The organism is Ornithinimicrobium kibberense (assembly GCF_006519705.1).
Classification (GTDB): Bacteria; Actinomycetota; Actinomycetes; order Actinomycetales; family Dermatophilaceae; genus Ornithinicoccus; species Ornithinicoccus kibberensis.
In genome coordinates this window covers 153,211-178,250 of sequence record NZ_VFXM01000004.1, presented here as the reverse complement: position 1 = coordinate 178,250, position 25,040 = coordinate 153,211, and the positions used below count along the sequence as shown (strand labels likewise).

Annotated in this window: 21 protein-coding genes; 9 read left to right on the top strand and 12 right to left on the bottom strand. The window is 69.5% G+C overall.

What is annotated here, in order from left to right; all coding sequences use genetic code 11:
* Positions 1-95 precede the first annotated feature (95 nt).
* From FJR00_RS04730 to FJR00_RS04720, 3 genes are all read left to right on the top strand, one after another.
* Complete coding sequence (locus FJR00_RS04730; protein WP_141337686.1) at positions 96-569, top strand: CinA family protein; 474 nt, start codon at positions 96-98, stop codon at positions 567-569.
* A 99-nt stretch (positions 570-668) separates the two neighbouring features.
* Positions 669-1,835, top strand: a complete 1,167-nt coding sequence (locus FJR00_RS04725) for a beta propeller repeat protein (RefSeq protein WP_141337685.1) — start codon at positions 669-671, stop codon at positions 1,833-1,835.
* Between the two features lie 126 nt (positions 1,836-1,961).
* Positions 1,962-3,110 carry an acyltransferase family protein gene (locus tag FJR00_RS04720; protein WP_181409492.1) on the top strand — a complete coding sequence of 383 codons (1,149 nt, stop codon included), beginning with the start codon at positions 1,962-1,964 and terminating at the stop codon, positions 3,108-3,110.
* Between the two features lie 15 nt (positions 3,111-3,125).
* Here FJR00_RS04720 and FJR00_RS04715 read toward each other — a convergent pair whose 3' ends face one another.
* The 3 genes from FJR00_RS04715 to FJR00_RS04705 are packed head-to-tail and all read right to left on the bottom strand — an operon-like array spanning position 3,126 to position 6,937.
* The gene (locus FJR00_RS04715; protein WP_141337683.1) at positions 3,126-3,608 is read right to left on the bottom strand and encodes a response regulator; all 483 of its coding nucleotides are present in this window, start codon (positions 3,606-3,608) and stop codon (positions 3,126-3,128) included.
* Positions 3,605-5,554, bottom strand: coding sequence for an ATP-binding protein (locus tag FJR00_RS04710; protein WP_141337682.1), 1,950 nt, complete (start codon positions 5,552-5,554; stop codon positions 3,605-3,607). Before FJR00_RS04710 ends, FJR00_RS04715 begins: the two co-directional genes overlap by 4 nt.
* A gap of 3 nt (positions 5,555-5,557) precedes the next feature.
* Positions 5,558-6,937 (bottom strand): SLC13 family permease, encoded by a 1,380-nt coding sequence (locus tag FJR00_RS04705; RefSeq protein WP_141337681.1) that lies wholly within the window; start codon positions 6,935-6,937, stop codon positions 5,558-5,560.
* A 69-nt stretch (positions 6,938-7,006) separates the two neighbouring features.
* On the opposite strand from FJR00_RS04705, the gene FJR00_RS04700 reads away from it, so the two are divergent.
* Together FJR00_RS04700 and FJR00_RS04695 are read left to right on the top strand one after the other, a co-directional pair.
* Positions 7,007-7,678, top strand: coding sequence for a response regulator transcription factor (locus FJR00_RS04700; RefSeq protein WP_238330301.1), 672 nt, complete (start codon positions 7,007-7,009; stop codon positions 7,676-7,678).
* On the top strand, positions 7,675-9,063 hold the full coding sequence (locus FJR00_RS04695) for an amidase (RefSeq protein WP_238330300.1): 1,389 nt from the start codon (positions 7,675-7,677) through the stop codon (positions 9,061-9,063). Before FJR00_RS04700 ends, FJR00_RS04695 begins: the two co-directional genes overlap by 4 nt.
* Here FJR00_RS04695 and FJR00_RS04690 read toward each other — a convergent pair.
* Complete coding sequence (locus FJR00_RS04690; protein WP_238330299.1) at positions 9,060-10,262, bottom strand: glycosyltransferase; 1,203 nt, start codon at positions 10,260-10,262, stop codon at positions 9,060-9,062. The two genes, FJR00_RS04695 and FJR00_RS04690, sit on opposite strands and share 4 nt — an antisense overlap.
* 87 nt (positions 10,263-10,349) lie before the next feature.
* On the opposite strand from FJR00_RS04690, the gene FJR00_RS04685 reads away from it, so the two are divergent.
* The gene (locus FJR00_RS04685) at positions 10,350-12,107 is read left to right on the top strand and encodes a glycosyltransferase (protein WP_181409491.1); all 1,758 of its coding nucleotides are present in this window, start codon (positions 10,350-10,352) and stop codon (positions 12,105-12,107) included.
* On the opposite strand, the gene rfbA is transcribed toward FJR00_RS04685, so the two are convergent.
* Genes rfbA through FJR00_RS04665 form a run of 4 tightly spaced genes read right to left on the bottom strand, consistent with a single transcriptional unit; the run spans position 12,074 to position 16,197 of the window.
* Positions 12,074-12,943, bottom strand: a complete 870-nt coding sequence (rfbA, locus tag FJR00_RS04680; RefSeq protein WP_141337678.1) for a glucose-1-phosphate thymidylyltransferase RfbA — start codon at positions 12,941-12,943, stop codon at positions 12,074-12,076. The two genes, FJR00_RS04685 and rfbA, sit on opposite strands and share 34 nt — an antisense overlap.
* The gene (locus FJR00_RS04675; protein WP_141337677.1) at positions 12,940-14,337 is read right to left on the bottom strand and encodes a sugar nucleotide-binding protein; all 1,398 of its coding nucleotides are present in this window, start codon (positions 14,335-14,337) and stop codon (positions 12,940-12,942) included. The genes rfbA and FJR00_RS04675 overlap by 4 nt, the downstream gene beginning before the upstream one ends.
* Positions 14,338-14,343: 6 nt before the next feature.
* Positions 14,344-15,351 carry a dTDP-glucose 4,6-dehydratase gene (rfbB, locus tag FJR00_RS04670; RefSeq protein ID WP_141337676.1) on the bottom strand — a complete coding sequence of 336 codons (1,008 nt, stop codon included), beginning with the start codon at positions 15,349-15,351 and terminating at the stop codon, positions 14,344-14,346.
* 9 nt (positions 15,352-15,360) lie between these two features.
* A complete protein-coding gene (locus tag FJR00_RS04665; RefSeq protein WP_141337675.1) occupies positions 15,361-16,197 on the bottom strand; it encodes a glycosyltransferase family 2 protein in 837 nt (278 codons plus the stop codon).
* 168 nt (positions 16,198-16,365) lie between these two features.
* Between FJR00_RS04665 and FJR00_RS04660 the strand changes: the two genes are divergently transcribed.
* Both FJR00_RS04660 and FJR00_RS04655 read left to right on the top strand, forming a co-directional pair.
* Positions 16,366-17,520 (top strand): glycosyltransferase family 4 protein, encoded by a 1,155-nt coding sequence (locus FJR00_RS04660; protein ID WP_181409490.1) that lies wholly within the window; start codon positions 16,366-16,368, stop codon positions 17,518-17,520.
* Between the two features lie 41 nt (positions 17,521-17,561).
* Entirely contained in the window at positions 17,562-18,455 is an 894-nt protein-coding gene (locus FJR00_RS04655; RefSeq protein WP_238330314.1) for a glycosyltransferase, read from the top strand.
* Here the strand turns inward: FJR00_RS04655 and FJR00_RS04650 are convergent.
* The 4 genes from FJR00_RS04650 to FJR00_RS04635 all read right to left on the bottom strand — a co-directional run bounded on the left by FJR00_RS04650 (position 18,428) and on the right by FJR00_RS04635 (position 23,891).
* Positions 18,428-19,513, bottom strand: a complete 1,086-nt coding sequence (locus FJR00_RS04650; protein ID WP_181409489.1) for a polysaccharide pyruvyl transferase family protein — start codon at positions 19,511-19,513, stop codon at positions 18,428-18,430. The two genes, FJR00_RS04655 and FJR00_RS04650, sit on opposite strands and share 28 nt — an antisense overlap.
* Positions 19,510-20,922, bottom strand: a complete 1,413-nt coding sequence (locus tag FJR00_RS04645) for a Coenzyme F420 hydrogenase/dehydrogenase, beta subunit C-terminal domain (RefSeq protein WP_141337671.1) — start codon at positions 20,920-20,922, stop codon at positions 19,510-19,512. Before FJR00_RS04645 ends, FJR00_RS04650 begins: the two co-directional genes overlap by 4 nt.
* Positions 20,923-21,078: 156 nt before the next feature.
* Complete coding sequence (locus tag FJR00_RS04640; RefSeq protein ID WP_141337670.1) at positions 21,079-22,740, bottom strand: lipopolysaccharide biosynthesis protein; 1,662 nt, start codon at positions 22,738-22,740, stop codon at positions 21,079-21,081.
* On the bottom strand, positions 22,740-23,891 hold the full coding sequence (locus tag FJR00_RS04635; protein WP_141337669.1) for a glycosyltransferase family 4 protein: 1,152 nt from the start codon (positions 23,889-23,891) through the stop codon (positions 22,740-22,742). Before FJR00_RS04635 ends, FJR00_RS04640 begins: the two co-directional genes overlap by 1 nt.
* Before the next feature lie 77 nt (positions 23,892-23,968).
* Between FJR00_RS04635 and FJR00_RS16700 the strand changes: the two genes are divergently transcribed.
* Positions 23,969-25,024, top strand: a complete 1,056-nt coding sequence (locus tag FJR00_RS16700) for a glycosyltransferase family 4 protein (protein ID WP_141337668.1) — start codon at positions 23,969-23,971, stop codon at positions 25,022-25,024.
* Positions 25,025-25,040 lie beyond the last annotated feature (16 nt).

Genomic DNA, 25,040 nt, shown 5'->3' with positions numbered 1-25,040 from the left:
CGGGCGGGGCGGCGCAGGCGGTGGGTCGGGGTGGGGTCCACGCTGCGAGGCTACTGCGGTGGCGGACGGGGCGGGCGCTGGATCATCATGAGGCCATGAGCGACCCCACCGCCCCCGTCAGGGACATCGCCCAGCTCGCCCGGCAGCACGGCTTCAGGATCGGCGCGGCCGAGTCGCTGACCGGCGGCACCATCTCCTCCGCGCTGGCGCAGGGCGAGGGCGCCGCGGACTGGTACCACGGCACCGTCGTCAGTTACCACGAGAAGGTGAAGTTCGACCTGCTCGGTGTGACGCCCGGCCCGGTCATCACCGAGCGCTGCGCGATCGAGATGGCCCAGGGCGCGACCCGGGTGCTCGAGGCCGACGCGGTCGTGTCGACCACCGGCGCCGGCGGCCCGGACGAGGAGGAGGGTCACCCGCCGGGCACGGTCTACGTCGGGGTGATGGTCCGCGGCGAGGTCACCTGCTCCAAGCTGGAGCTGGGCGGGGACCCCGAGGAGATCGTGCAAGAGGCAACCCAGCGGTCGCTGGAGCTGCTGCTGGAGCAGCTGCGCGCAGCCACCGGCTGAGACCCCGCAAAGCCCCTTGCCGCGGCACGCCCACGGCGGAACACTGGGACGGGCCGTCCGGCACCGACGAGCGGACGGTCCGCGACGAAGGGGCCTGCCATGTCCGACGGAGCCATACACCTGCTGGTCGGGACGACCAAGGGTGCGTTCGTCCTCGACGGGGACGTCGACCGCACCCGCTGGTCGGTCCGGGGACCCTACTGCGGGGGGTGGACGATCAACCACGTCGTCGGCGACCCGGCCACCGGGACGCTGTGGGCCGGGGGCGGCGGCGACTGGTCCGGCGCCGGGGTCTGGCGCTCCCCCGACCTCGGCCGGACCTGGGAGCCGACCAAGCTGACCACCGGCGAGCTGGACAGGTGGGCGGCGGAGGAGCCGGACTTCGCGGAGTCGCTGGGATGGACCGACCAGGTGGCGCCGTTCGGCGAGGACTTCTCCCAGGTCTGGTCGCTGGGCCGCGCGGGCGACCGGCTCTACGCGGGGACCAAGCCGGCGAGCCTGCTCGTGAGCGACGACGACGGCGGGACGTGGGCCAAGGTCAAGGGCCTGACCGACCACCCGTCCGCCCAGGAGTGGAGCCCCGGCGCCGCCGGCCTGGTCCTGCACACCATCGTGGCCGACCCGCAGGACCCCGAGCGGATGTGGGTGGGGATCTCCGCCGCCGGGGTCTTCGCCACCGAGGACGGCGGCGTGACGTGGGAGCGGCGCAACGACCTGGCCGACCCCGCCGACGGCGAGGGCAACAGCCACCCGGCAGCGGCCTCGGACGGGCACACGGGGTTCTGCGTGCACCACCTCGAGCGGGCCGCCGGGCAGGACGGCCTGCTCTACCAGCAGAACCACCACGGCGTCTGGCGCTCGGAGGACGGCGGCCTCAGCTGGCGAGACGTCACCGCGGGCCTGCCGTCGACGTTCGGCTTCCCGCTCCAGGTCCACCCCCGCGACGGGCGGACCCTCTGGACGGTCCCCCTCAACGGCGACACCGAGGGCCGCTACCCGCCCGACGCGGCCGCCGCCGTCTGGCGTTCGCGCGACGGCGGAGGGTCGTGGGAGGCGCTGCGGGACGGGCTGCCCCAGGAGGCCTGCTTCTTCACCGTCCTGCGCCAGGGCATGACCGGCGACCGCCGCGACCCTGCCGGGGTCTACTTCGGGACCAACACCGGCTCGGTGTTCGCCAGCCACGACGAAGGGGACACCTGGACGGAGGTCGCTCGGCACCTGCCGACCGTCCTGGCCGTCGAGGTCCTCGAGCCCGAGGGCCGCTAGGCAAGTCGCGACCGCAGGACACGGTCAGCCCGAACGTCTCCACACCCGGCTGGGCACCCGCACCCGTCAGTGTGTTGTCTGAGCGGTCCTGCGACACCCGACAGGTACCGTTCTCCCGTGCAGGGGTTGGCAGTCGGCGAGAAGCCGGGGTTTGAGCAAAGGGCCCGCATCCCGTCCGTCGACGGCCTGCGCGCCCTCGCCTTCACGCTTGTGTTCCTGTTCCACTCCTGGGAGTTCGCCGGCCGGCCGCGCATCCCCGTCGTGACAGACATCGTCGCCCAGAACACCCGTCCCGATCTGTTCGTGGTGCTCACCGGATTCGCCCTCTACCTACCCTTCGCCCTCGACCCCTCACGGCACGGTCGGTTTCGCACGGGCGCCTACGTGGAACGTCGCATCAAACGCATCGTCCTGCCCTACTACGCTGCTCTCGCTCTGGCGCTGGTCCTGCCCTACGTGCTGAAGGTCATCTACTCCTTGCTGGGGCAGGCTCCGAATCCGACCGATCCGGTGGCTTGGGGAGACGTCGCCTCCCACCTGACCTTCACCCACATGTTTTTCCCGGAGTACTGGGCCGGCATCAACGGCAGCCTGTGGACCATGTCTTTGGAGATGCAGCTCTACCTCCTGTTCCCCGTCGTGGTCCTGCTCGTGGCCCGTTGGGGGCTGTGGGCACTCGTCCCGCTTAGTGCCGTGTCTGTCCTCTGGCACGTCGTTACCCCCTTTGGGGATCAATGGCCAGAGGACTTTCTGTGGGGGGCGACCGCCATCGGGCGGCTGACTGAGTTCATGGCTGGCATGGTGGCGGCCGTCATCGTCATGCGTCTACGGCACCGGCTGACACGGAGGTGGCTCTTGGCGGCGCTGGTCGTCTTCGTGCTCGGGTATGCCGTGGCGACCGGGTCGTTGACAGGTGGACGGATCCCTGTCCGCGAGGTCGGACTCTCCGTCGCCTTCGGTGGTCTGATCGTCCTCGCCATCGGGGCCAAGCCGGTCGAAGCCTTCTTCGGTTCACGGCCGGTCGCCCGCCTCGGCTACATGGCCTACAGCATGTTCCTCGTCCACCAGCCGATCGTCTACTACTTCTCGGAGGGTCTGGAACGCGTCCTCGGCGTCCCGGAAGGTCACGGGGAGCTCGCCCTCCTCTGGTCCGTGGGCTTCGCGGTCGTCTTCGTCGTCGGGTGGCTCTTCTTCCGCTTCATCGAGGAGCCGTGCATCCGCTGGAGCAAGGCGGTCGCCAAGCGACCTGCATCGGCGGCTAGTACCCCTCTTTGAGAAGCAGACCCCCGCTCAGCCCGACCGTCTCCGCACCAGCTCCATCGCCCTGACCTGGTCCAGCACCGACAGGTACGGCAGCGGGTCCACCCGGGTCCGCTCGACCACGTCCGTCAGCTGCTCCCGGACCACCCGCCGCAGCTCCTCGGCGTCCCACGGCTTGGCCACGTAGTGGTCCAGCCCCGCCTCGTTGACCGCCCGGATCGTGTCCGCCTGGTCGGCCTGCCCGGTGACGAGCACGGTCGCCACGTGCGCGGTCTCCTCCGCGCCAGCCAGCTCGACGAGGAAGTCGACCCCGCTCGTCCCCGGCAGCCGGTGGTCGGCGAGGACGACGGCCAGCAGGTCCCCGTCGGCGGCCACCTCGGCGATCACGGCCCGGGCGTCGGGCACGTCCTGGGCCGGCTCGACGCGCACGTGCGCAGCCAGCGGCTCCAGGTCGCGCTCCAGCGCCTCGCGCACGTCCGGTTCGTCCTCCAGGACGAGCACCACGAGCTTCATCGCTGCTCCTTCTCCTCGGTGGGGCCAGGGGGTATGCCGTCGCGCCCCGCGGGCGCACCGGCCCCGGTCGTGGGGGCTCCGGCGGCGGTCGTGCCGGGACCGGTCCGCAGGGCCGGCAGCTCGACGGTGAAGACGGTACGGCCCGGCTCGGACTCCAGCCCGATCGTGCCGCCGTGCTGGACGACGATGCTCCGGGAGATGCCCAGCCCGAGGCCGAGCCCGGAGCGGACGACCCCGTGCTTGGTGGTGAACCGGGGCTCGAAGATCCGCCCCTGCAGGGAGGGCGGCACACCGGGGCCGTCGTCCTCGACCTCGACCACCACCCCGCCGTCCTCCGTCCGCCGCGCCCGGACGGTGATCCGGCCGGACCCGTCGAGCGCGTCGGCGGCGTTGGCGAGCAGGTTGGCCCACACCTGGGCGAGGCGCCCCGGCCGGCTGCCCACCGGTGGCAGGTCGTCGTCGCACCGGACGTCGACCGTCAGTCCGGCCAGCCGGTGCTCGACGAGCCCCAGCGCGTCCCGGACCGTGGCCGCGAGGTCGGTCGCCTCGAGCGGGGCTCCGGGGTCGTCGGGCCGGGCGTGCACCCGCAGGTCCTCGACCAGCCGGCCGACGTGGTCGGCCGCGGTCCGCAGCGACCGCATCGTCGCCCCGATCCCCGCGGCGGCCTCGACCCGGGCCAGCTCCTCGGGCGGCCCGGTCAGCACCGTCCTCGCCCGGGTCGGGTCGGTCACCCCCGCGGCCACCAGCCGGCGCACCTGCGACGGCGTCGCCCCCGTGGCCCGGGCGAGCTCACGCCGCAACGACCTCTCGTCGCCGGCCGACACCGCCTCGCGGGTCTCGGCCGCCTCGAAGGCGGCCCGGACCACGTCGTCCTCGCCGCCCCCCAGCAGCACGCGCAGGTCGGCCGACAGGTGCTCCACGCCGCGGGTCACCGCCGCGATCGGGTTGCTCAGCTCGTGGGCCACCCCTGCGGTCGTCTCGCCGAGCGTGGCCATCCGGGCCTGCTCGACCAGTCCCGCCCGGGCGGCCTCCAGCTCGCGCAGCGTGCGCTGCAGCTCGGTGGCCAGCTCGGCCTTCTCGACGTGCAGCCGCTCGGCCCGCCGCAGCCGGGCCGACAGGGCCCGCACGGTCAGGGCCGTCAGCGCGGTGCCGACCCGCGGCTCCCCCGTCAGCGCGCGGTCCAGCTGCTCCACGGTCAGCGGCACGACCTCGCAGTCGGTCGTCGTCCGCGCGGTCACCGTCGCCGCCTGCGGCCCGGTGAGGGCGAACAACCCGATGAGCGGCCCAGTCGAGGCGTGGTGCAGGGTCAGCGCACCGACCCCCGTGTTCACCGACAGGGCGACCCGGCCGCTGAGGACGAGGAAGAGCTGGCCGACGTCGTCGTCCTCGATCGTCAGCCGCACGTGCGGCGGCAGCTGCAGCCGGGGCCGGGGGCCGAGCACCGACTCGACGGCCTCGAGCAGCTCGGCGGCCGCGGAGTCCGGGTCCTGCTGGAGGTGGCGCAGCAGCCCGCTGGCCCGCGGCTCCGGCTCGGGCGGCCGGTCCTGGGCTACCTCCTCCGCCCGCCCCCCGCGGCGGCGCACCCACCGGGCGAGCTGCGCGTCGGCATACCGGCGCAGGTTGCCTGGCGTCCACGGGGCCATGACGACCCCGCTGAGGTGGCCCGCGTCGAGGGTGCGGGCGAGGTCGGGCAGCTCGAGGCGTTCGGTGACGACGAGCACGCGGGGGCGGGGGTGGCCCAGGGCACCGAGCACGCGGGCGACGGTGGCGTCGGCGTCAGCGCGACCGACGACGACCACGGCCAGGCCGACCGGCCCGGCGGAGCGCACGGCCGGTTCGGCGAGGGCGCCGGGCGCCGGCACGCGCACGGCGTCCAGCTCGGCCGCGGCCGCCTCGGCGACCGGGCCGGTGCCGACGACGACGGTGCGCGGCGCGGGGGCGGCCACGGCTCAGCCGATCCCGAGGACGCGCCACCACAGCGGCATGACGAGGACCGCGAGCAGCACGCCGAGCACGCCGACGACCAGGCCGGTGACGACCATCTGCGGGGTCTGCACGGTGCCGGTGGCGTAGGCGATCGCGTTGGGCGGGGTGGAGATCGGCAGCATCATCGCCAGGCTGCAGGAGAGCGCGACGACGAGGGCGACGGTGACGAGGTCCTGGTCGACGGTCAGGGCCAGCGGCAGCGCGATCGGGATGAGCAGGTTGGCGGTGGCCGAGTTGGAGATGACGTTGGACAGCCCCCAGGCCAGGCCGGCGAGGGTGAGCAGCAGGAGCGCGCCGGGCAGCACGCCCCAGTCGACGAGGCCGACGAGCCACTCGTCCAGGCCGCTGGCGCCGACGCCGTTGCCGAGGGCGATGCCGCCGGCGACCAGCCAGAGCACCGGCCACTGCAGGGCGCGCAGGTCGTCGCCGGTCATCACCTGGGTGGCCAGCAGCACGACGACGGGCAGGAACCCGACCGTGGTGGACGGGATGCCGTGCAGCGGCTCGCTCAGCCACAGCAGGACGGTGAGGGCGGCGGTGGCGTAGAAGACGAGGGCCGGCGGGGTCCTCTTGAACTTGACCTGCAGGTCAAGGTCGAGCGCGGTGCGGCCGGGGACGTAGCGCCAGGACAGGAACAGCCACCCGACGACGAGCAGCAGCAGCGCCAGCGGGACGGCGGCCATCATCCACTCGACGAAGGAGACCCGTTCGTCGCGCTGGATGAGGGCGGCGAGGGCCAGCGCGTTGGGCGGGGACCCGACGGGGGTGCCGATGCCGCCGACGTTGGCCGCCAGCGGCACGGCGAGGGCGAAGCCGGTGCGGGCGGCCAGGGTCGGCAGGCTGGAGAGCACCGGCAGCAGGACGGCGAACATCGTGGCGGTCGTAGCGGTGTTGGACATGAACATCGACAGCACCGCGGTCATGAGCATGAGCGCCAGCAGCGCCGAGCGGGCGCTGCCCTTGAACGGGGTGAGGATGAGGGCGGCCAGGTTGCGGTCGAGGGCGTACTTCGCGGCGCCGTCGGCGATGAGGAACCCGCCGAGGAAGAGGATGATCACCGGGTCGGCCAGGCTGGCCCACACGTCCCGGGCGGACGTGGCCGGCTCCCCGAGCGGCACGAGCGCCTGCTCGCTGAGCGTGAGCACCTCGAGCAGGATGATGACCACGGCCGTGGCCACCAGCGGGATCGCCTCGGTGACGAAGAGGACGATCGCCATGAGGAAGATGCCGAGCATCCGCTCGCCGGGCTCGTCCAGCCCGGGCACGTCGACCAGGAGCGGTACGACCAGCGCGAGCGCCGCGAGGGGCAGCCCGAGTCGTCGCACGAGCGTGGCGGAGGGCATGGCGCCAGCCTAGACCGGGGGCCTTCCGCCCCCTCCGGGCGACCGGACCGCGCGTGTAGGGTCCGACAGGTGAACCCCGTGACCGTCGCCATCGTCAACGACTACGACGTCGTCGTCCGCGGGGTGGACGCGATGCTGCGGCCCCACGTCGACCGGGTGCGGGTGGTTGAGCTCGACATCGGCACCGAGCCCAGCAGCCCGGTGGACGTCGCCCTCTACGACACCTTCGCCCAGGCGCAGGCGGACGCCGACGACATCGACGCCTTGGTCGCCAACCCGATGACGGGCAAGGTCGTCGTCTACAGCTGGAACACCCAGCCCGCGCTGGTCCGCAAGGCGCTGGAGCGGGGGTGCGCGGGCTACGTGGCCAAGTCGGCCACCGCCGAGGAGCTGGTCCGCGCGCTCGAACGGGTGGCCGCGGGCGAGACCGTCACCCCGGGCACCTTGGACATGGAGGCCAGCGCCCAGCAGGTCGCCGCCGGAGCCGCACCCGACGACGACCACGGGCGCTGGCCGGGGCAGGAGCACGGCCTGTCGGCGCGCGAGGCGGAGATCCTCGGGCTGATCACCCAGGGGCTGACCAACGACGACATCGCGGCCCGGGCCTACCTGTCGATCAACACGGTGAAGTCCTACATTCGCAGCGCCTACGCCAAGATCGGCGTGACCCGGCGGCCGCAGGCGGTCCGCTGGGGGATGGAGCACGGCATGCTGCCGACGAAGGGCCGCGAGCTGCGGTGAGCGTGCGGCCCGCCCACCTGGGCGCCCTGGAGATGGCGGAGGGGTATGCCGGGGGCCGGCTGAGCCCGGTCGAGGTCGCCACCGACGTGCTCCAGGTCGTGGAGGGGGGGGAGCCGGAGCTCAACGCGTTCTGGGTGCGGGACGAGCCGGAGCAGGTGCTCGCCCGAGCTCTGGCGGCGCAGGAGCGGTGGGCCGCCGGGGCCCCGCTGAGCCGCTGGGACGGCGTTCCGGTGACCCTGAAGGAGAACATCGCCCGGGCCGGCGTGCCGATGCCCGCCGGGTGCGCGGCGGTCGACCCGGTCGTGCCGGAGGTGGACTCGCCGGTGGCGCGCCGCTGCGACGAGGCCGGGCTGGTCGTGCTGGGGTCCACGACGATGCCCGACTGGGGGATGCTCTCCTCCGGCCACTCCAGCCGGCACGGGCAGACCGTGTCGCCGTTGAACCCCGACTGGACGACGGGCGGCTCGAGCTCCGGCGCGGGGGTGGCGGCCGCTGCCGGCTACGGGCCGCTCCACGTGGGCACCGACATCGGCGGGTCGATCCGCCTGCCGGCGACCTGGCTCGGCCTGGCCTCGCTCAAGCCGAGCGCGGGACGGATCCCGCTGAACGCGCCATACCTGGGCAGGGTCGCCGGGCCGATGGCCCGGCGGGTGGAGGACCTGGCGGCGCTCATGGACGTCCTCTCCGGCCCGGACCCGCTCGACTGGACCAGCCTTCCCGCGCAGGACGTGGCGTGGACCGACCTGGACGTCGGGGCCGATGGGCGATCGTGGTCGCCGCACGGACTGCGGGTGGGGGTGTGGACCCGTGCCGGGTACGGCGTGGAGCCCGAGCCCGAGGTGGTCGCCGCCACGAGGGCGGTGGCCGACCGGCTCGCCGACGAGGGCGCCGAGGTCGTCGAGGTGGCGCCGTGGCTCGACCAGGGGGTACTGGACGGGGTCAACCGGTTCTGGCAGGTGCGGTCATGGGCCGACCTGTCCCGGCTCAGCCCGGAGCGGCAGGCGCTGGTGCACCCGTTCGTCGCAGAGTGGGCTCGTCAGGGCGAGGGGCTGAGCGGGGTGGACGTCATGGACGCCTACCACGCGTTCGCCGACCTGCAGGCCCGGACGGTCGCCGCGTGGGCACGGGAGGGTGACCTCGACCTGCTCGTCAGCCCGGTGGCCCCGTGCCCGGCCTACCCGGCCGAACTGCCGATGCCCTACCCGGAGGAGGGGCGGGGCATGTGGCACATCAACTTCACCCTGCCGTGGAACATGACCGGTCAGCCGGCCGGGACGGTGGACGTGAGCCGGACGGACGACGGGCGTCCGATCGGGGTGCAGATCGTGGGGCGGAGGTTCGACGACCTGGGGGTGCTGAAGGCGTTGCGCCGGCACAGCCGCTAGCGGGCTCCGCCGCGGGACGACCGCACGCCGGCCGGCATCGTCGCGCCCTCGGCCAGCTCCTCGACGATCTCGCGGATCCGCCTTCGGAACGCGTCCTCCCCGAAGCTGCGGACGTGCTCCAGCAGCGCCTCGCTCGACCACTCCTGCCGAGCTGCGGCGTCGACGGCCCGGCTGATGTCCACGGGCGTGCTGCGCTCGAAGAAGACCCCGTTGAGTCCCGGCACGACCGTGTCGAGATAACCCCCGGCCCGCAGCGCGACCACGGGCAGTCCCCAGGAGTTCGCCTCCAAGGGCGTCAACCCGAAGTCCTCCTGGCTGGGCGCGACAAGCCCGACGGCATGGCGGTAGGTCCACCGCAGTTCGGAGTCGGTCAGGCCTGAGACCAGCCGCACGTTGCCGGGGAGGTCCGCGAGCAGGGCCTGCCGGTGGGGGCCGGCCCCCACGACGACGAGGTGCTCCGACCGTCCGCGGAACGCCTCGACGGCCTTGTCGACGTTCTTGTAGGGCAGGAGCCGGGAGACCACCAGCCAGTAGCCCTCGTCGACCAGGTCGGCGAGCTCGGGGTGCGGGACCTGGTCACCGTCGGTCCTCAGCCCCGGCGGCGGCGGCAGAACCTCGGCGTCGATGGAGTAGGCGTCAGCGATCCGCTGCTTGACAACCCGCGAGTTGGCCAGGTAACGATCGGCGCGGGACGCGGCCGCCTGGTCCCACCGAGCCAGCCCGGGGGTCAGTGCGGCCAGGCCCGCCTTGACGAGAAAGCTGGCGTCTTCGCCGAGGTACTCGTCCGGCTGATAGAGCCAGCGCGCGGGGTTGTGGCAGTAGACGAGCATCTTGCCGGTCGCCCGGAAGCCGTGGGCCCACCCGCTGCTGGAGGCGATGGTGACCTCGGCATCGATCTTCGTCGCACTGACCGCCGGCGCGAGGCCGGGCAGGGCCCGCCTATGGTCGCTGCCCAGGCCGGGCATCCGATCGAGAGGGGTGGTGATGATCGTGCGGTCGGCGAACGCCGGGTAGGTCGCCGCCGGGTCGTACATCGTGGTGTAGATCGGGGCGTCGGGGAACTCGCGGCTCAGCGCGAGCACCACCCGCTCGGCCCCGCCCCGCTGCGTCAGGTAGTCGTGGGCGATCGCCACCGGATACCTGCGTGCTCTGGCCACCGTCTCCTCGTCCTGTCGCGCCTGCCCCCGAAGCAACTCCACGGTAACCCAGGAGCCTGCCCTCCGCCTTTTCGTCTAGGCTGCTCCCGGCCGCCGGGGGCGGGCGGCACACCACTGAAGGGAGGCACCGTGACCACCACCAGGCCGTTCGACCACGTCCTGCTGACCCGCTTCAGCGCGGTCCTCGACCCGGCGGGCCGGCCACCCGACGAGGACTGGCTGCACTACCGGCTCGGATTCTTCTACGACGCGTGCCTGCCGTCGGTCGCCGGCCAGCAGGGGGCCGACTTCACCTGGCTGGTCATGCTCGACGACCGCTGCCCGGACGACTTCCGCGCCACCGTCGATGAGCTCGCCGAGGGCACCTTCACCCCGGTCTGGACGCACGAGCGTTTCCGGCGCGACTCCTTCGCCCGGCACGTCACCGGGCGGACGCGCGCGCCATACCTGATCACCACCCGTCTCGACAGCGACGACGCCCTGGCCGTGGACTTCATGGCCCGCGTGCAGGCGCAGTTCGCCGGGCAGGACGGGCTCTTCGTCAACTTCCCCCGGGGGATCCAGATCGACCGGTCGGGGGCGGTCTACCGCAGCGACATCGTCTCCAGCCCGTTCCTGTCGTTCGTCGAGCGACGGCGTGAGGACCGGTTGCCGCAGACCGTCTACGTCGCCAAGCACGCCCGGGCCCGCGCCCACGCACCGCTGCTGCAGGTGGACGCGCCGGTGATGTGGGCGCAGGTGGTGCACGACGACAACGTGTCCAACATCGTCAACGGACGGCAGGTGCACCCGAGGGTCGTGGCGCAGCGGTTCCGGTTCGACCTGGGCTACGACAAGGGGCTCGGGGGTATGCGGTTGTGCCGCGCCCAGGTGCGCCAGGCGGTCGACCTGGGTCGGCTGTGGGCGGCGCACCCCGGTGAGCTCACAAAGTGGGCTGAGGCCACCGCCTGGACGCTCCGGGGCGACCACCTGCATCCGCGCACCCCCGGCGCCCCGACCGTCACTGACACGGTGCAGCGGTGGGAGCGGAGGACGCGTGCGCGCCTTCGGGACCAGCGGTGGTGGGCCAGCGACGTCGCCAACCGGCTCCTGCCCCGCCGGGAAGGGGTTGTCGCCGGCGACATCGATAAGGTGCTCGACCGGGACGGCGTCGTCCTGCTCGCGGAGTGGTCACCGGCGCGGACGGTCCGGGACGACGCCCTGCGGGCGGCAGCGGCGTATGCCGCTGCCGGGCTCGGGGTGCTGGTGCTCGCCGCCCGCGACCCGTGGCACCGGGTGACCCCTCCCGACCTCCCGGAAGGTGTCGCCGTCGCGCGGCGACCCAACACGGGCTACGACTTCGGTTCGTGGGCCGCCGCCCTGCGCCTCTGGCCCCAGGTCGCGGCCAAGGACCTGGTCGTCCTCACGAACGACTCGCTGGTCGGACCGCTCGGACCGGTCGAGCCGCTGCTGACACGGGTCGGGCGGTCGACGGCCGACGTGTGGGCAGCCACGTCCGCGTCGGCCCCGGCCGACCATCCCCAGAGCTTCTTCCTCGCCTTCCGCAACGGTTCGTTGGAGCACCCGGGCCTGCGGGACTTCTTCCCTGCCGTGCGACCCCAGCGGTCGAAGCGGGACGTCGTGACCACCTACGAGATCGGGTTGACCCACGTGATCGACAAGGCGGGCCTGAGCCGGGAGACCGGCTGGTCGCAGGCAGACCTCGGGCTGCCGCCGTCGACGGTCGTGCCGTTCGGTGGGTGGAGGGAGCTGGTCGAGGCGGGCTTTCCCTTCGTCAAGCGGGTGCTGCTGACCGGGCCACAGTTCGCGGCGGCCCGCCCAGCTGTCGAACGCGTCGTCCGAGAACGGCTCGTTCAGCCACCGTCGGACACGAGCCGTTCGAGGTAGGTGCCGTAGCCGGACTTGCGCAGGGGTTCGGCACGTTCCAGGAGTTCCTCGTCGGTGAGCCAGCCTTGGCGCCAGGCGACCTCCTCGGGGCAGCCGACCTTCATGCCCTGGCGGGCCTCGAGGGTGCGGACGTAGTCGGCGGCGTCGTTGAGGGAGTCGAAGGTGCCGGTGTCCAACCACGCCGTGCCCCGTGGTAGGGCCTCCACGTGGAGCTGGCCGGCGTCCAGGTAGCGGCGGTTGAGGTCGGTGATCTCCAGCTCCCCCCGCGCCGAGGGTGTCAGCTGGCGGGCGTGGTCGACGACGGTCTCGTCGTAGAAGTACAGGCCTGGCACCGCATACCTCGACCGGGGTTCGGTGGGTTTCTCCTCCAGGGAGACCGCGACGCCGTGGTCGTCGAACTCGACGACGCCGTAGGCGGTGGGGTCGGCGACCTGGTAGGCGAACACCCCCGCACCCTTGAGGTTCTCGAACCTTCGTAGGCGGGTGCCCAGGCCGGGCCCGTAGAAGATGTTGTCGCCCAGCACCAGGGCGCTCGGTCCGCCGGCGACGTGGTCGGCGCCGATGAGGAACGCCTGCGCCAGCCCGTCCGGGGAGGCCTGGACGGCGTAGGTGAGGTTGATGCCGAACTGGTCCCCGTCGCCCAGGAGGCGGGTGAACTGGTCGGCCTCGTGCGGGGTGGTGATGACCAGCACGTCCCGGATCCCGGCCAGCATGAGCGTGGACAACGGGTAGTAGATCATCGGCTTGTCGTAGACCGGGACCAGCTGCTTGGACACCCCCAGGGTGATCGGGTGCAGCCGCGACCCCGTCCCCCCGGCCAGGATGATCCCCTTCATGGCTTCGTCCTTCCTTCCAGGTATGCGGTCAGCCCGGTCATCTGGTCCACCGGTGCGAACCCGGTCTCCTGGATCTTCGTGAGGTCCAGGACCGATCGGGCCGGGCGCGGCGCGACCGGACCCGTCGCCCCGGCCGTGTACTCCTGTGTGGTCACGGGGGCGACCCGGTCCGGGTCGTGCCCGGTGAGCTCGAACACCTTCCTGGCCAGGTCCGCCCACGAGGTCGGGTCCCCGGTCGAGGTGACGTCGTAGGTCCCGTACGGGGCACCCGTGGCCAGCAGGTGGCTGGTCGCGGCGGCCAGGTCGGTGGTGAACGTGAGCCGGCCGACCTGGTCGTCCACCACGCGCGGATCGACGCCGCGCTCGGCGAGGTCGGCCATCGTGGACACGAAGTTCTTGCCCTGACCCACGACCCAGGAGGTGCGGATCAGGTAGTGCCGGGGGGCCACCGTCACGGCGAGGTCGCCGGCGGCCTTGGACGCCCCGTACACGCTGGCAGCGCACAACGGGTCGTCCTCGACGTAGGAGTCCTGGGTGCCGTCGAAGACGTAGTCGGACGAGTAGTGCACCAGGGTGAACCCGTGCACCACGGCGGCGCGGGCCAGGGCCGTCACGCCGTTGGCGTTGGCCGCCCACGCCGACCGGCGGCCCTCCTCGGTCTCGGCAGCGTCCACAGCGGTGTACGCGGCGGCGTTGACGACCACGTCGACGCCGGTGAAGTCGAACGCCTCGACCGCGGCCGGGTCGGCCAGGTCCAGCTCGTCACGGCTCAGCCCCACGGCGCCGGGCAGCGTGTCGATGAGCACCTGACCGAGCTGGCCGCCCGCACCAAGGACCAGGGTGCGGGGCGGAGCGACCGGTGTGACGTGGGCCAGGGTGGGGTGGGTCTTGTCCTTCTCGGAGATCTCGGCGTCCGCGAGGGGGATAGGCCAGGGGATCGCGACGGTGTCGTCGGCCAGGTTGAGCATCGTGTAGGCGGCGTCCGGTGACCAGTGGTCGTTGACCAGGTAGGAGTAGACGGTGTCCTCGACCAGGGTCTGGTAGGAGTTGCCGACCCCGCGGGGCACGAACACCGCGGTGCGCTCGTCCAGCTCTTCGGTGTGCACGGTCCCGAAGGTCGGGCCCTCGCGCAGGTCGACCCAGGCCCCGAACGCCTTGCCGTGCACGATGGAGACGAACTTGTCCCAGGGTTCGGCGTGGATCCCGCGGGTGACGCCGGCACGGCCGTTGTGGGCGACGGAGTGCTGCACCGGCCCGAAGTCGGGCAGCCCCAGGCCGGTCATCTTGGCCCGCTGCCAGTTCTCCTTGAACCAGCCCCGGGCATCCCCGTGGATAGGCAGGTCGACCACGAGCAGCCCCGGGATCGTGGTGCGCCGCACGGTGGGGTCACTCATGGTTGGTCACTGGCCCTTCTCGGCGTAGGCCGCCTCGACCTGCGCCTTCTTCGGCTCCCACCAGTCCCGGTGAGCGGCATACCAGTCGATCGTGCGTGCCAGGCCTTCCTCGAAGGAGGTGAAGGTCGGCTCCCAGCCCAGCTCGGTCCGCAGCTTGGTCGGATCGATCGCATAGCGCAGGTCGTGCCCCGGCCTGTCCACCACGTGGTCGAAGTCGTCGGGGTCGTGCCCCATGTGCTCGAGGATGAGGCGCACGACGTCCAGGTTGGACTTCTCCCCGTCGGCGCCGATCAGGTAGGTCTCCCCGATCTTCCCGTGGTTGATGATCGTCCACACCGCCGAGGAGTGGTCGTCCGCGTGGATCCAGTCGCGCACGTTGGCGCCGCTGCCGTAGAGCTTGACCCGGCCACCAGCCAGCAGGTTCGTGACCTGCCGGGGGATGAACTTCTCCACGTGCTGCCACGGCCCGTAGTTGTTCGAGCAGTTGGACAGCGTCGCCCGCACCCCGAACGAACGCACCCACGCCCGCACCAGATGGTCCGCGCCCGCTTTGGACGCCGAGTACGGCGAGGAGGGCTTGTAGGCGGTGGCTTCCGTGAACCGTTGCGGGTCGTCCAGCTCAAGGTCGCCGTAGACCTCGTCGGTGCTGATGTGGTGAAAACGCACGTCGTGTCGGCGCACGGCCTCCAGCAGGGTGAAGGTGCCCACCAGGTTGGTCGTCACGAACGGCGACGAATCACGCAGACTGTTGTCGTTGTGCGACTCCGCCGCGTAGTGCACAACCGCACCGTCCCGCCCTATCCCTTCGACCAGCTGGTCGACCAGGAACGCGTCGCAGATGTCGCCCCTCACGACCTCGACCCGATCCGAGGGTAGCCCTCCGAGTGCCTCCGACGAGGCGGCATATGTGAACTTGTCCAGGACCGTCACGTGGACGTCAGTATGGGCCAGGACGTAATGCACAAAGTTCGAGCCGATGAACCCAGCCCCACCAGTTACCAGGATCTTCGCCATGAAGCCAGCCTATGGGAGCCGTCCTCCACGTCGAAACCGTCGCACGACTTGGCGAGCGACATAGGCGGGCCACAAGGCGAGCGACCAAGCCAAGTCGGTGGGGTTCCGAGACGACCGGAAGGAATCGAAAGCCTGGGCCCCGTAGATCTGTCCGATCCGTCGGAGACCCTGCAAAGGAACGGCAGCCCGGTGTCGCCAGAGGACACGAGCCGCTCCCTGCCACATTCGCCGGTAGTTGCGGCTGGCGTTGTCGTCGTGCAGTCGGTAGCGGACTAGCACCTCCGGTATGTGCGCCAGACGGCTTCGGCGTGCGATGTCCAACCACGTCCCCCAGTCCTCGCCGTGGGTGAGCGACTCGTCGAAGCCCCCGACCTCAAGGATGAGTGTCCGGCGGACTATCGCCCCAGACGTGTGCACGCTGTTCCCGCCGAGAAGCTGACGGTAGTTCCCACCGTGGCCACCCCACCCGGCACGGACCGCGCCGTCCTGATCGAGAACGTCAAAGTCACAGGAGCACAGCCCCACCTGCGGATCGCTCATCGCGGCTGTCTGGGCGGCCAGCTTTCCCGCGTACCACAGGTCGTCGGCGTCCAAGAACGCGACGAGCTCGCCCCGAGCCTCGCGTATGCCGCGGTTGCGGGCTGCACTCGCCCCTCGATTGTCCTGACGAATGACGCGTACGAGAGAATGGTCTGGAGCCTCCAGAGCGATCGTCGAGCCATCGTCAACGACGAGCACCTCCAAGGGCGGGGGATCCTGGCTCACGGCAGAGAGGACGGCCGCTCGAAGAAACTCGGGCCGCGTGTTGAAGGTCGGAACCACCACGCTCACCGTCGCTGAGCCCATATTCGGATCCTATCCAGCCAGCTGGCTGGGCACCTCCTGCACCGCGATGGCGAGTGACAGTGCGCTAGCGTGGAGGCATGGATAGGCGGGCGCGCGGGGCCAACAACTCCGCGCGTGCTTCGAACCGATGGCGGTTAGCCCCCCTTGGCTTCCGCTTCCGCTGATTCCGTGCGCCCGCTCCACGTCATCACCCCCGGCGACCATTACTCGCCTCAGACAGGGAGTGCCATCCCAACGGTCGTTCATGGCCTCTGCGCACATGGCCCTGCCGACGCGGCGAAACCCCACGTTGCGGTCGCGCGAGGCACCAACCCCATCCGCTACACCAGCGCTGACATCATCGAGTACGAGAGTCCAACTCCCATCCGGTACCCCCTGGGTCTCTCGTCGACCCGCGCGGACGCTGCTACCGGCCGCGTCGGGCTGCCGCGGTTCTCGGCTAGGCGTTCGTACCGCGCAGTTCTCCATGATCAGGACGCATGGGCATCATCCCTCATCTTCGGGCACAACGCTCCTCAACTGGTTCCCCTCGTGGACACCTATCGACACATACCTATCCTCTATGCGCACAATCAGTTGCTCCGCACGTACAGCAAGCGTGAAGCTGGACGCACCTTGAGTCCCGCTGCTGCAGTGATCTGCGTGAGCGATTTCTTGGCCCAACAGACCGTGGCTCATCTGCCCCCGCATCTCCACGGTCGGGTCCGTGTGGTCCCGAACGGTGTCGATACCGGCCTCTTTTTTCGACGGACGCCACTGCGGAGCTCCGACGTCCTCACAGTGACATTCGTAGGGAGAATGATCCCTGAGAAAGGAGCCGATGTCGTGCTGGAGGCTCTGGCTATGCTCAACCGGGATGATATTAGACTCACCTTAATCGGATCAAGGGGCTTCAGTGCCACCGATCCCGTCACTCCATTCGAGCGAGCAGTTCGAGCACGCGCATCGGAGTTGGGAGGAAGGGTTGAAGTGCAGCCATTTCTCCCGCGTGATCAGGTCGCCGAGGCGCTGGGCTCAACCGACGTCGTCGTGGTGCCATCCCGCTGGCCGGAACCCTTCGCGCTGACTGTGCTTGAGGGCATGGCGAGCGGAGCGGCTGTGGTCGGGTCGGCAGTCGGCGGCATACCGGAGTCCGTCCGAGGAGATCATGGGTTCCTGGTGCCTCCGGGGGACGCTGTCGCCCTGGCAGAAACTCTGGAAGCGCTGGCCGACGATGAAGCGTTGCTACGCCGTACCGCAGAGTTCGGAGTCCGCTACGCCACCGACCACGATTGGCGCTACGCGGCTAGGACGCTGCACCGGCATGTTTTGGAGCTGGTCTGATGCACCGCGTGCGTCCGCTGGATCCTCTCGTTTCGCTCGTGATGGTCACGAACCGCCGGTCAAGGTTCATGCAGGAGAGCCTCTCCAGCATGAAGAACCAGTCTTACCCCCACGTGGAACTCATTGTTGTGGACGATGGGTCTCCCGAACCAGGCGCGCTCCAGGACGTTCTGGGACAGGACGTTCGCTACCTGAGACAGCCCCCTTCGGGGGTCTCGGTCGGACGCAACCGTGGCGTCGCACTCGCCCGCGGCGAGTTAGTCGGCTTCTTCGATGACGACGACCGCTATCCGTCCGACTGGGTGAGCAGTCACGTCGTCCGTCACGTTCAGGAGCCTGAGACTGTCTTGACCTATACCGGCATGCGACTGATCGACGAGCACGGTGAAATCATGGCGATTGACCCTCAGCGGCAAGGCGATATTCACGACACCTATCGAAGGACGGTCGGCATCCTGGCCGGGTCGATGATCGTGAAGCGGGAGGCGTTCTGGGCTGCCGGCGGATTCAACCCCCTCATCAGATTTGCGGAGGACCTAGATCTCGTCCTGCGGCTAGCCCATGTAGGGGCTTTCAGATATGTGGACGGGGTTCTCCGCGACTACCGAACCCATGAAGACAACGTGACTCGTCGGCACCACGACCTCGCGGGCAGTATCAGGACGGTCATCGAGTTTCATAGCCACCTCATGGAGATCGCCGGCCGACTAGACCTCGTCGAAGATCTCCGTGTGAGCAACGAGGCGAACGACCGATACGCAGGCTGGCGGGCGTTGCGCGCGTCTCGAGATCACCTTCGGTCTGGGAGGCCAGGAGGGGCAGCGTCCGAGCTGGCCTGGCTGGCCGCGTTCGCGCCCAAGGCGCCCATCACTGCGATACGCAAGAGGATCAGGACCGCTCGCGCGCGTCAGGTCGATGAGACCGCACGGAAGTAGTCGCCGGCCCGATCACGTTCGATCTGGAGGATCCGCGCCGTTGCGGCGTCGTCGGCCTGGAGCGCGCCCGGCAGCCCGCGGGCGGCACCACTTGGGGCTTCTACCTGGAACGTTCCCAACAGCGTCCGGACCCGAGACCCCGTGGCGTCAACGCCTTGCCGCGGAATCACGATGAAGGGGGTTCCGAACAGGATCGAGAATGCTGCAGCGTGGAAGGAGTCGGTGATGACCAGAGCCGCCCTGTCGATCTCCCTGACGAACCGGACCGGCCCGCTCACATAGTGGTGGGGCTGGCTGCGGTCCAGGAAGCTCACCACGCGGGCGTGCAGGCGATTGGCCGCCCTCTCAACTAGCGCCCCCCGCTCTGCTGACTCCGTCCCCAGGAAGTAGGTCACCACGGACCGCCCCCGAGACCGAGCACGCCCCGCACCGGTCAGGCGTCGCCACCGCTCCCGGCTCAGCAACAAGACTGGATCGACATGCACTGGGACCTCACGGCCGGTCATCCTTCGCACCAGTTCGGCGCCCTCTATCTCTCGGACCGAAATTGCCCGCAACTGTGAAAGGTGGTGAGCGTAGCGACTTTCGACCTCTGGCGCCAGGGCGGAAACTCCGAAACTTGCCGCGTACGAGACACGCTTCTCGGGCGGCGCAAAGGTCAGGAAGTCTAGGTCGGTACCTCTCCACCTGGGGTTCCAGACCTGGTCGCTTCCTACAACAAAAAGATCGTATGACTCAGCCAGGCGAGCAGGATGGTCAGCGTCTTGGTCGATCCAGTTCTCCGTCGCCTGCAAGTATCGGCGGTCGAACCGTCGCATGCCTGCACCACGGAGATAGCGGCCTATTGTGCGAGAGGATTCTTTGATATGGATCGGCGAACCAACGAGGTATCGAAGCGCAGGTTTGGACCTAGGGACCGAAGCTGAGGCTTCCGCGCGGTTCAACAGCGTCGTGGGAGTGAATCCCTGGTCTCGTAAGAACTCCTGGAGTGCGTAGTTCTGTAAGCGGTTCCCGTAGTTCTGGTCATCATTAATCGTAACGATTCCGACGCGCGTCAACGCTCCCGACTTCCTTGACGGACACGAACTCGCATATTTTGGGCGGTCGAGTCTCGCACGTGAGAAGATCGTCGAGAGAGACGGTCAAGCGTTCTGTAGGCGACGATGAGGGCGCGCATGGGAAGGAGATACGCACCGAGCCGCTCGGTGCGCGTTGCGACGGTGAAGCACGCCCGGCTAGCGGTTGCCATAGTGCGTCTGAACGCCACAAGCTGTCGTCGAGCGCCTTCATACGCGAAGAGATCGAGGGTTGACGCTCGCGTCGGAGGCACCCAGCGTCCGCGGGCCCGGTCCATCGTCACACGCGTGGCCAGGCCTGAACGTCGGTGCCTGAAGTTGCCGCCCTGAGACGCGAGCGCCTGGTCGGGGGATGAGTGGTCCAGGACGATCTCACCGCGATCACGCCCTTCCCGAAGTATCGAATCGAGCACATTGTCGCGCGACACAACCATGTTTGTGCCCTCCCAGTCAGAGCTGAATTGCGGCAGCCAGGCGTCACCGAAGGTGATGTCTGCGGCTTCGGCGAAGATGTCGTCACAGAAGTCGCATGCCTTCAACTGGAAGGCCGTATGGCCCCAGTTTGTACCGACAAGTTCCCGATTTTTGATAACCCGTAGCCTGTCTTCGCCGCGTCCACGCGCGCCGAAGGCGTAGCTCGACACGGGCGCCCCTGCAACCTTGACCCTGAAATCTACTTGGTCGAGGTCAGCTGGCGAGACGCCGACCTGCCAGGCCAAGGATGCTGCATATCGCTGGGTTTTGAGGTGGCCGCAGACGAGTCCGACGAAGAAGGGCAGTTGAGCGCGAAGCACACTGTCCTGGGCCGTGAGCTGTCGGAGACTTGAGACGAAACAAGAGACACCTACGAAGGCATATCTCTTGCCGTTTCCGCGGATGGCTCTGACGGCGTCGACATAGTTCGTCGCCGAGTAGTGCGACTTGCGGCAAACCTCGAGTTCCTGGACCGTGGTCGAGACGCGGTAGGAGAAGAGCACGCCTTCAGCATCGCGCTCTTGTGGACCCACGTGTATGACGCCGTCTACCAGACCTTTTTCCAGCAGGCTCCGCAGCAGCCAGGTCGTCAGACCGCCCGAACTACTGTCGACGATCTGCGTCCTCGACCGGATACGCCCCGTATAGACGGCCAGCCGGTGACCGACCGCCGTGTCCTTAGGGAGTGCTCTCCACTCCTGGAGCGAGGCCAAAGCGTCGACATCCTGACGGTCATAGCTGAACGGGCACACTGAGGAAGCAGTCAACTCCTGGGCGAGGTCCACCGCTGACAGGTCGGCGACGTAGCGGCCATCTTCGGTGAGCCGCAGCCTCGCCCCATCGCCCGCAGCGAGGACGCAGGCGCCGCATCCCACGCACACGTCATGTTCTATGACGTCAAGTATCGAGGAGGCCATGCTGCGCTCCTTCCCGCTTCCTGCGCTCGCCTTGAATGAACTCTTGCTTTCGAGACGCACGTTGCTTCGACCGCCTGTGGGTGACGGCCCCCATGATGCCACGCCCAGGAGTGAAGCAGAGGAATGTCATGCCCGGTCGACTGCCGCGCGGGATGGTCACCTCCCGGCCCTCTGATAATGCGCGGTCAGCCCCAGCGCACCTCGGGCTGGGCGGCGGATCCAGCTCGGCAGCCCACGGACGATGGCGTGAACGTCCTCAGGTGACATCCCGACGCGCGCGAACCGCACCACAAGAAGGTGCGCCACTGCGGCCGCCGACCCTGCTCCGATGGCCACAGGAACCGGTGAAAGTTCGGCATCCCGTACGACCAGCCACACCAGGGTCGAGACGAGGATGCCGACCACCATCCCGCCGACGTTGTGGAGGATGTCGCCTAGGGATAGTCCAAGAGCGCGAGCTTCGCCCATGCTCACCAACACGGTCCGCGCGAGCATGGCCGCGACGCAGCATATGGTCGCGCCCCACACCCCGATCAAGGGAATGAGGAGCAGACCCAGCCCGATGTTGACGACCAGGGTGACGACGCTGATCCAGAGCACGCGACGGCCTCCGAGCCTGGCCATCAGGAAGGCGTAGTGAGGGCTCCCGACGAGAGTGACCCCGCTGGCGACGCCGAGCGCCATGACATGGTCACGGGCGAGCGTGAAGTCGACGCCATAGATCAGAGGGACCAAGACCGCCAGAGCGGGAAGGGCACAAGCCACCAACAGGCCACCGATTGCGCTGGTGACTCGCGAAGTCCGCAGGAAGGCGTGCCGCACGGCGGGGCGGTCCACCTCAGACAGTCCTGATACGGCCGGCAGCAAAGGACCCACCAGGGCCTGCGCGGGTGCGTAGACGTGCCCGGCCAGCCCGAAAGCCAGACTGAAGACTCCCATCGCTACCGGGTCTGCAAACCAGTCCAGGAGGACGACTTCGATCCGGTTGCTCGTCAGCGCGCCGAGGATCCCTGCGATACCGGTGGGCACGGCGAAGCGCCAAAAGTTGCGGGGCAGTGTCCAGGGTCCTCGCGGTCTGAGGACGGCTCGGCGGTAGCGGCGCGAGATGCTGAGCAGAGGTAGAGCAAGCAGGACACCGCTGGCGATCACCCGAGCGCTCCAGACGGAGTCCGCCGAGCCGATTGCGAGGACGGCGACCACCACGGCCGTCTGCGTGAGAAGGTTGCCGATCATCGTGAGCTGGGCGGTCCGGTCGGTGCGGTTCTCGATGGTCAGGGCGGGCCTGGCATTCCCGAGGAGTGCTGGTGCTCCCACCCCGAAGACGAGAGCAACCACCAGCAGCCAGAGTTCCACCTTGACCAGGGCCACCACGGCGAGCGCGACCAGGGGGCCCGACACCAGCAACCGGAAGCCTTGTGCGCCGGAGAGGTAGCGCTGGACGTGAGAGACACGGCCGGCTGCGTGGTCCTTCGCTCCGAACTGGATCAATGCCGTGGTCACCCCCATCCCGGCGATGACACCGGCGAGCGTGATCACCGTCGTGAGGTAGGCAAGTCGGCCGTACCCTTCCACGCCCAGGACGCGCGCCAGGAGGATGTTGACGGCGAACGCGATGGGGAGTGAAACGAGGGTGTGAAGCCCGGTCCAGAGGGCCCCGCGAATGGCACGGTGCTGGAGCTGGCCCCGATCGAGGGGAGGGCTTCCCGAGGACGTCTCTGTCACGCGGTCCTCTCTCGCCGGGTCACCCGTCTCGCCTCGGTCGCCCGTGCGCCCGACAGCAGGTTTGTCGTGTGGTGCCCCACCGATCGATGCCTCCATCAGGCACCAGTATGCGGCCGGACCTGGCCAATACCCCGATACAGCCTGAGGTACTGGTCCACCACTGCCTCCCAGCTGTAGCTACGGACCGTCCTCGTGCCCCCCTCAGCCAGCGTGCGCCATAACGCGTCGTCGTCGAGCAACTGTGTGATTCCAGCGGCCAGCTCGCGAGGGTCCCGTGGATCGACGAGAAGCCCGTCGTAGCGGTCCGTCACGAAGTCTGCTGGCCCAGCGATCGACGTCGCCACCACGGGCGTACCTGCCGCCCACGCCTCCAGAACGACCAGGCCGAAGGCCTCCTTGCGACTCGGGACAACCACGACGTCAGCGTCTTCCATCGCTTCCATGACCTCGTCGGGGCCGCGTGCTCCCACGAGATGGATGCGGTCCGCCACGTCCAGCTGTCGGGCCAGTTCCACCAAGGCCTGCCGCCGGCTACCGTCACCGACGATCGTGAGCACGGTCCGCGCGGGCAGCAGCGGGACGGCACGGATGAGCAGATCAAAGCCCTTGTTGTCCTCGAGCCTTCCGGCGGCGATCACCGCTCGACGTTCCTCTCGGGGTGGTCGGGACGTGGGTCGGCCGAGGCGAACACCATTGGGCACGACCGTCACCTTCACCGCCTCGAACCGCTCCCGCAGGTCTCCGGCCACGCCGGGTGCACAGGCTGTGACGACCTCAGAGCCGCGCAAGGCTCGTTTCAGGCCGGTGCGAAGGACGACGGACCGCTCGAACACGTTGTGGTCGTCGGCGAGAGTCTCGCCGTGACTAGAGACAACCATGGGAGTCCGTGTCAGCCCGCTGAGCAGGTGCGCGTAGATGCCGTTGGGCCCGAAACACTGCACGTGCAACACGTCTGGGCGCAGCGACCGATACGCCTGGACCCATCGTCGTAGCGCGACCGGGATTTCGACCGCCCACCGCAGAAAACCCCGAGGGGAACTCCTGGGCAGTGGGCTGGGGAGGTATCGGACCTTCACGCCGTCGAGCGTCCTGATACCAAGCGCCTCACCACGGTCGACCGTCCACACCTCCACACGGTGCCCGCGTGCGAGCAGCTCCTGCGCCACCTGTGCGGTGTGCTGCTCGACCCCTCCGATGTGAGGAAAGAACGAGCTGGAGATCAACGCGACGGTCGGCTGCTCCTGCACCGGCCAACCTCCTCATCACATGTCTTCGGCGCGCTCCACGGTACTGTGCGCCCGAGGGAACATGGGAGGTTGGACGGATGACCGCATCTGTCGTGATCGCGACGACCGCCGTCGACACCCCCATGGGCGCACAGGCATACCAGGAGGCGATCGCCGCCCGCGCGCAGTCAGCGCTCACAGCCCGGTGCCCCGAGGGGCGCGTGATGCGGAGCGTCGCCCGGTCCCTCCGTTCCCCGTTGCCGGGCACCGTGCGCCTCCCGATGGGACTCCTCGGTCGCTCGACGGCGAGGACGAGGCGGGCCATCGGCCGGGTCGTCTACCCCCGTCGCGCCGTCGTTCACCGGATGGACCTGCTCCTTCCACCTCCTCCGGGCCCAGACGTCCTCACCCTCCACGATGTCGTCGCCTGGCTGCTTCCCGACGAGGAACGACCCGCTGACGCGGCCCCTGCCGAGCTCCGGTCGGCCGACACCGTGATCTGTGTGTCTGCCTTCACCGAGTCCGAGGCGCAGCGGCTGCTGGGGCTGGAGAACACGGTCGTCGTCCACAACGGAGTGGACGCCAGGTTCTTCGACCCGCAGCCACTCGACCATGGTCGACGGACATCGCTCGGCCTGCCTGGCCCCTACCTGCTTTATGCGGGCGGCTCAGCCTCACGCAAGAACCTGCCCGGGCTCGCGGCCGCATGGCGTGCAGCGGCTGGGGCGCGGCCCGACTGGTCCCTCGCCCTCGCCGGGCCCAGGTCCGCCGACCGCTCCGCGCTCTTTGCCGAGGTCCCTCGGGTCATACATCTCGGACGTCTGCCGGACGACGTGATGCCAAGTCTGGTGGCGGGCGCCGGGGCCGTTGTCGTTCCCTCGACCTACGAGGGATTTGGCCTCCCGGCACTGGAGGCGATGGCAGCAGGCGTCCCCCTCGTGAGCAGCAATGCGTCATCGCTCCCGGAAGTGGTCGGGGACGGCGGTCTCCTCGTGGACCCGACGCCCGACGGGCTCGCCCAGGGGATCCTGCACGTCACGTCCGGAGATGCCGAGCTCACCCGCATGGTGCAGCGCGGGTCCGCCCGAGCGCGCGAATTCACCTGGGAACGGTCGGCGGCCGAGCACGCAGCCGTGTGGGCCCGCTACCTCTGAAGAGCAGTTGGCCGCG

Excerpts from the sequence above, each read along its gene's own strand:
- FJR00_RS04655 (WP_238330314.1), top strand. The coding sequence starts at position 17,562 with ATGGTCACGAACCGCCGGTCAAGGTTCATGCAGGAGAGCCTCTCCAGC.
- FJR00_RS04665 (WP_141337675.1), bottom strand. The coding sequence starts at position 16,197 with ATGGGCTCAGCGACGGTGAGCGTGGTGGTTCCGACCTTCAACACGCGG.
- rfbA (WP_141337678.1), bottom strand. The coding sequence starts at position 12,943 with ATGAAGGGGATCATCCTGGCCGGGGGGACGGGGTCGCGGCTGCACCCG.
- FJR00_RS04705 (WP_141337681.1), bottom strand. The coding sequence starts at position 6,937 with ATGCCCTCCGCCACGCTCGTGCGACGACTCGGGCTGCCCCTCGCGGCG.
- FJR00_RS04675 (WP_141337677.1), bottom strand. The coding sequence starts at position 14,337 with ATGAGTGACCCCACCGTGCGGCGCACCACGATCCCGGGGCTGCTCGTG.
- FJR00_RS16700 (WP_141337668.1), top strand. The coding sequence starts at position 23,969 with ATGACCGCATCTGTCGTGATCGCGACGACCGCCGTCGACACCCCCATG.
- FJR00_RS04725 (WP_141337685.1), top strand. The coding sequence starts at position 669 with ATGTCCGACGGAGCCATACACCTGCTGGTCGGGACGACCAAGGGTGCG.
- rfbB (WP_141337676.1), bottom strand. The coding sequence starts at position 15,351 with ATGGCGAAGATCCTGGTAACTGGTGGGGCTGGGTTCATCGGCTCGAAC.
- FJR00_RS04645 (WP_141337671.1), bottom strand. The coding sequence starts at position 20,922 with ATGGCCTCCTCGATACTTGACGTCATAGAACATGACGTGTGCGTGGGA.
- FJR00_RS04730 (WP_141337686.1), top strand. The coding sequence starts at position 96 with ATGAGCGACCCCACCGCCCCCGTCAGGGACATCGCCCAGCTCGCCCGG.
- FJR00_RS04640 (WP_141337670.1), bottom strand. The coding sequence starts at position 22,740 with ATGGAGGCATCGATCGGTGGGGCACCACACGACAAACCTGCTGTCGGG.
- FJR00_RS04715 (WP_141337683.1), bottom strand. The coding sequence starts at position 3,608 with ATGAAGCTCGTGGTGCTCGTCCTGGAGGACGAACCGGACGTGCGCGAG.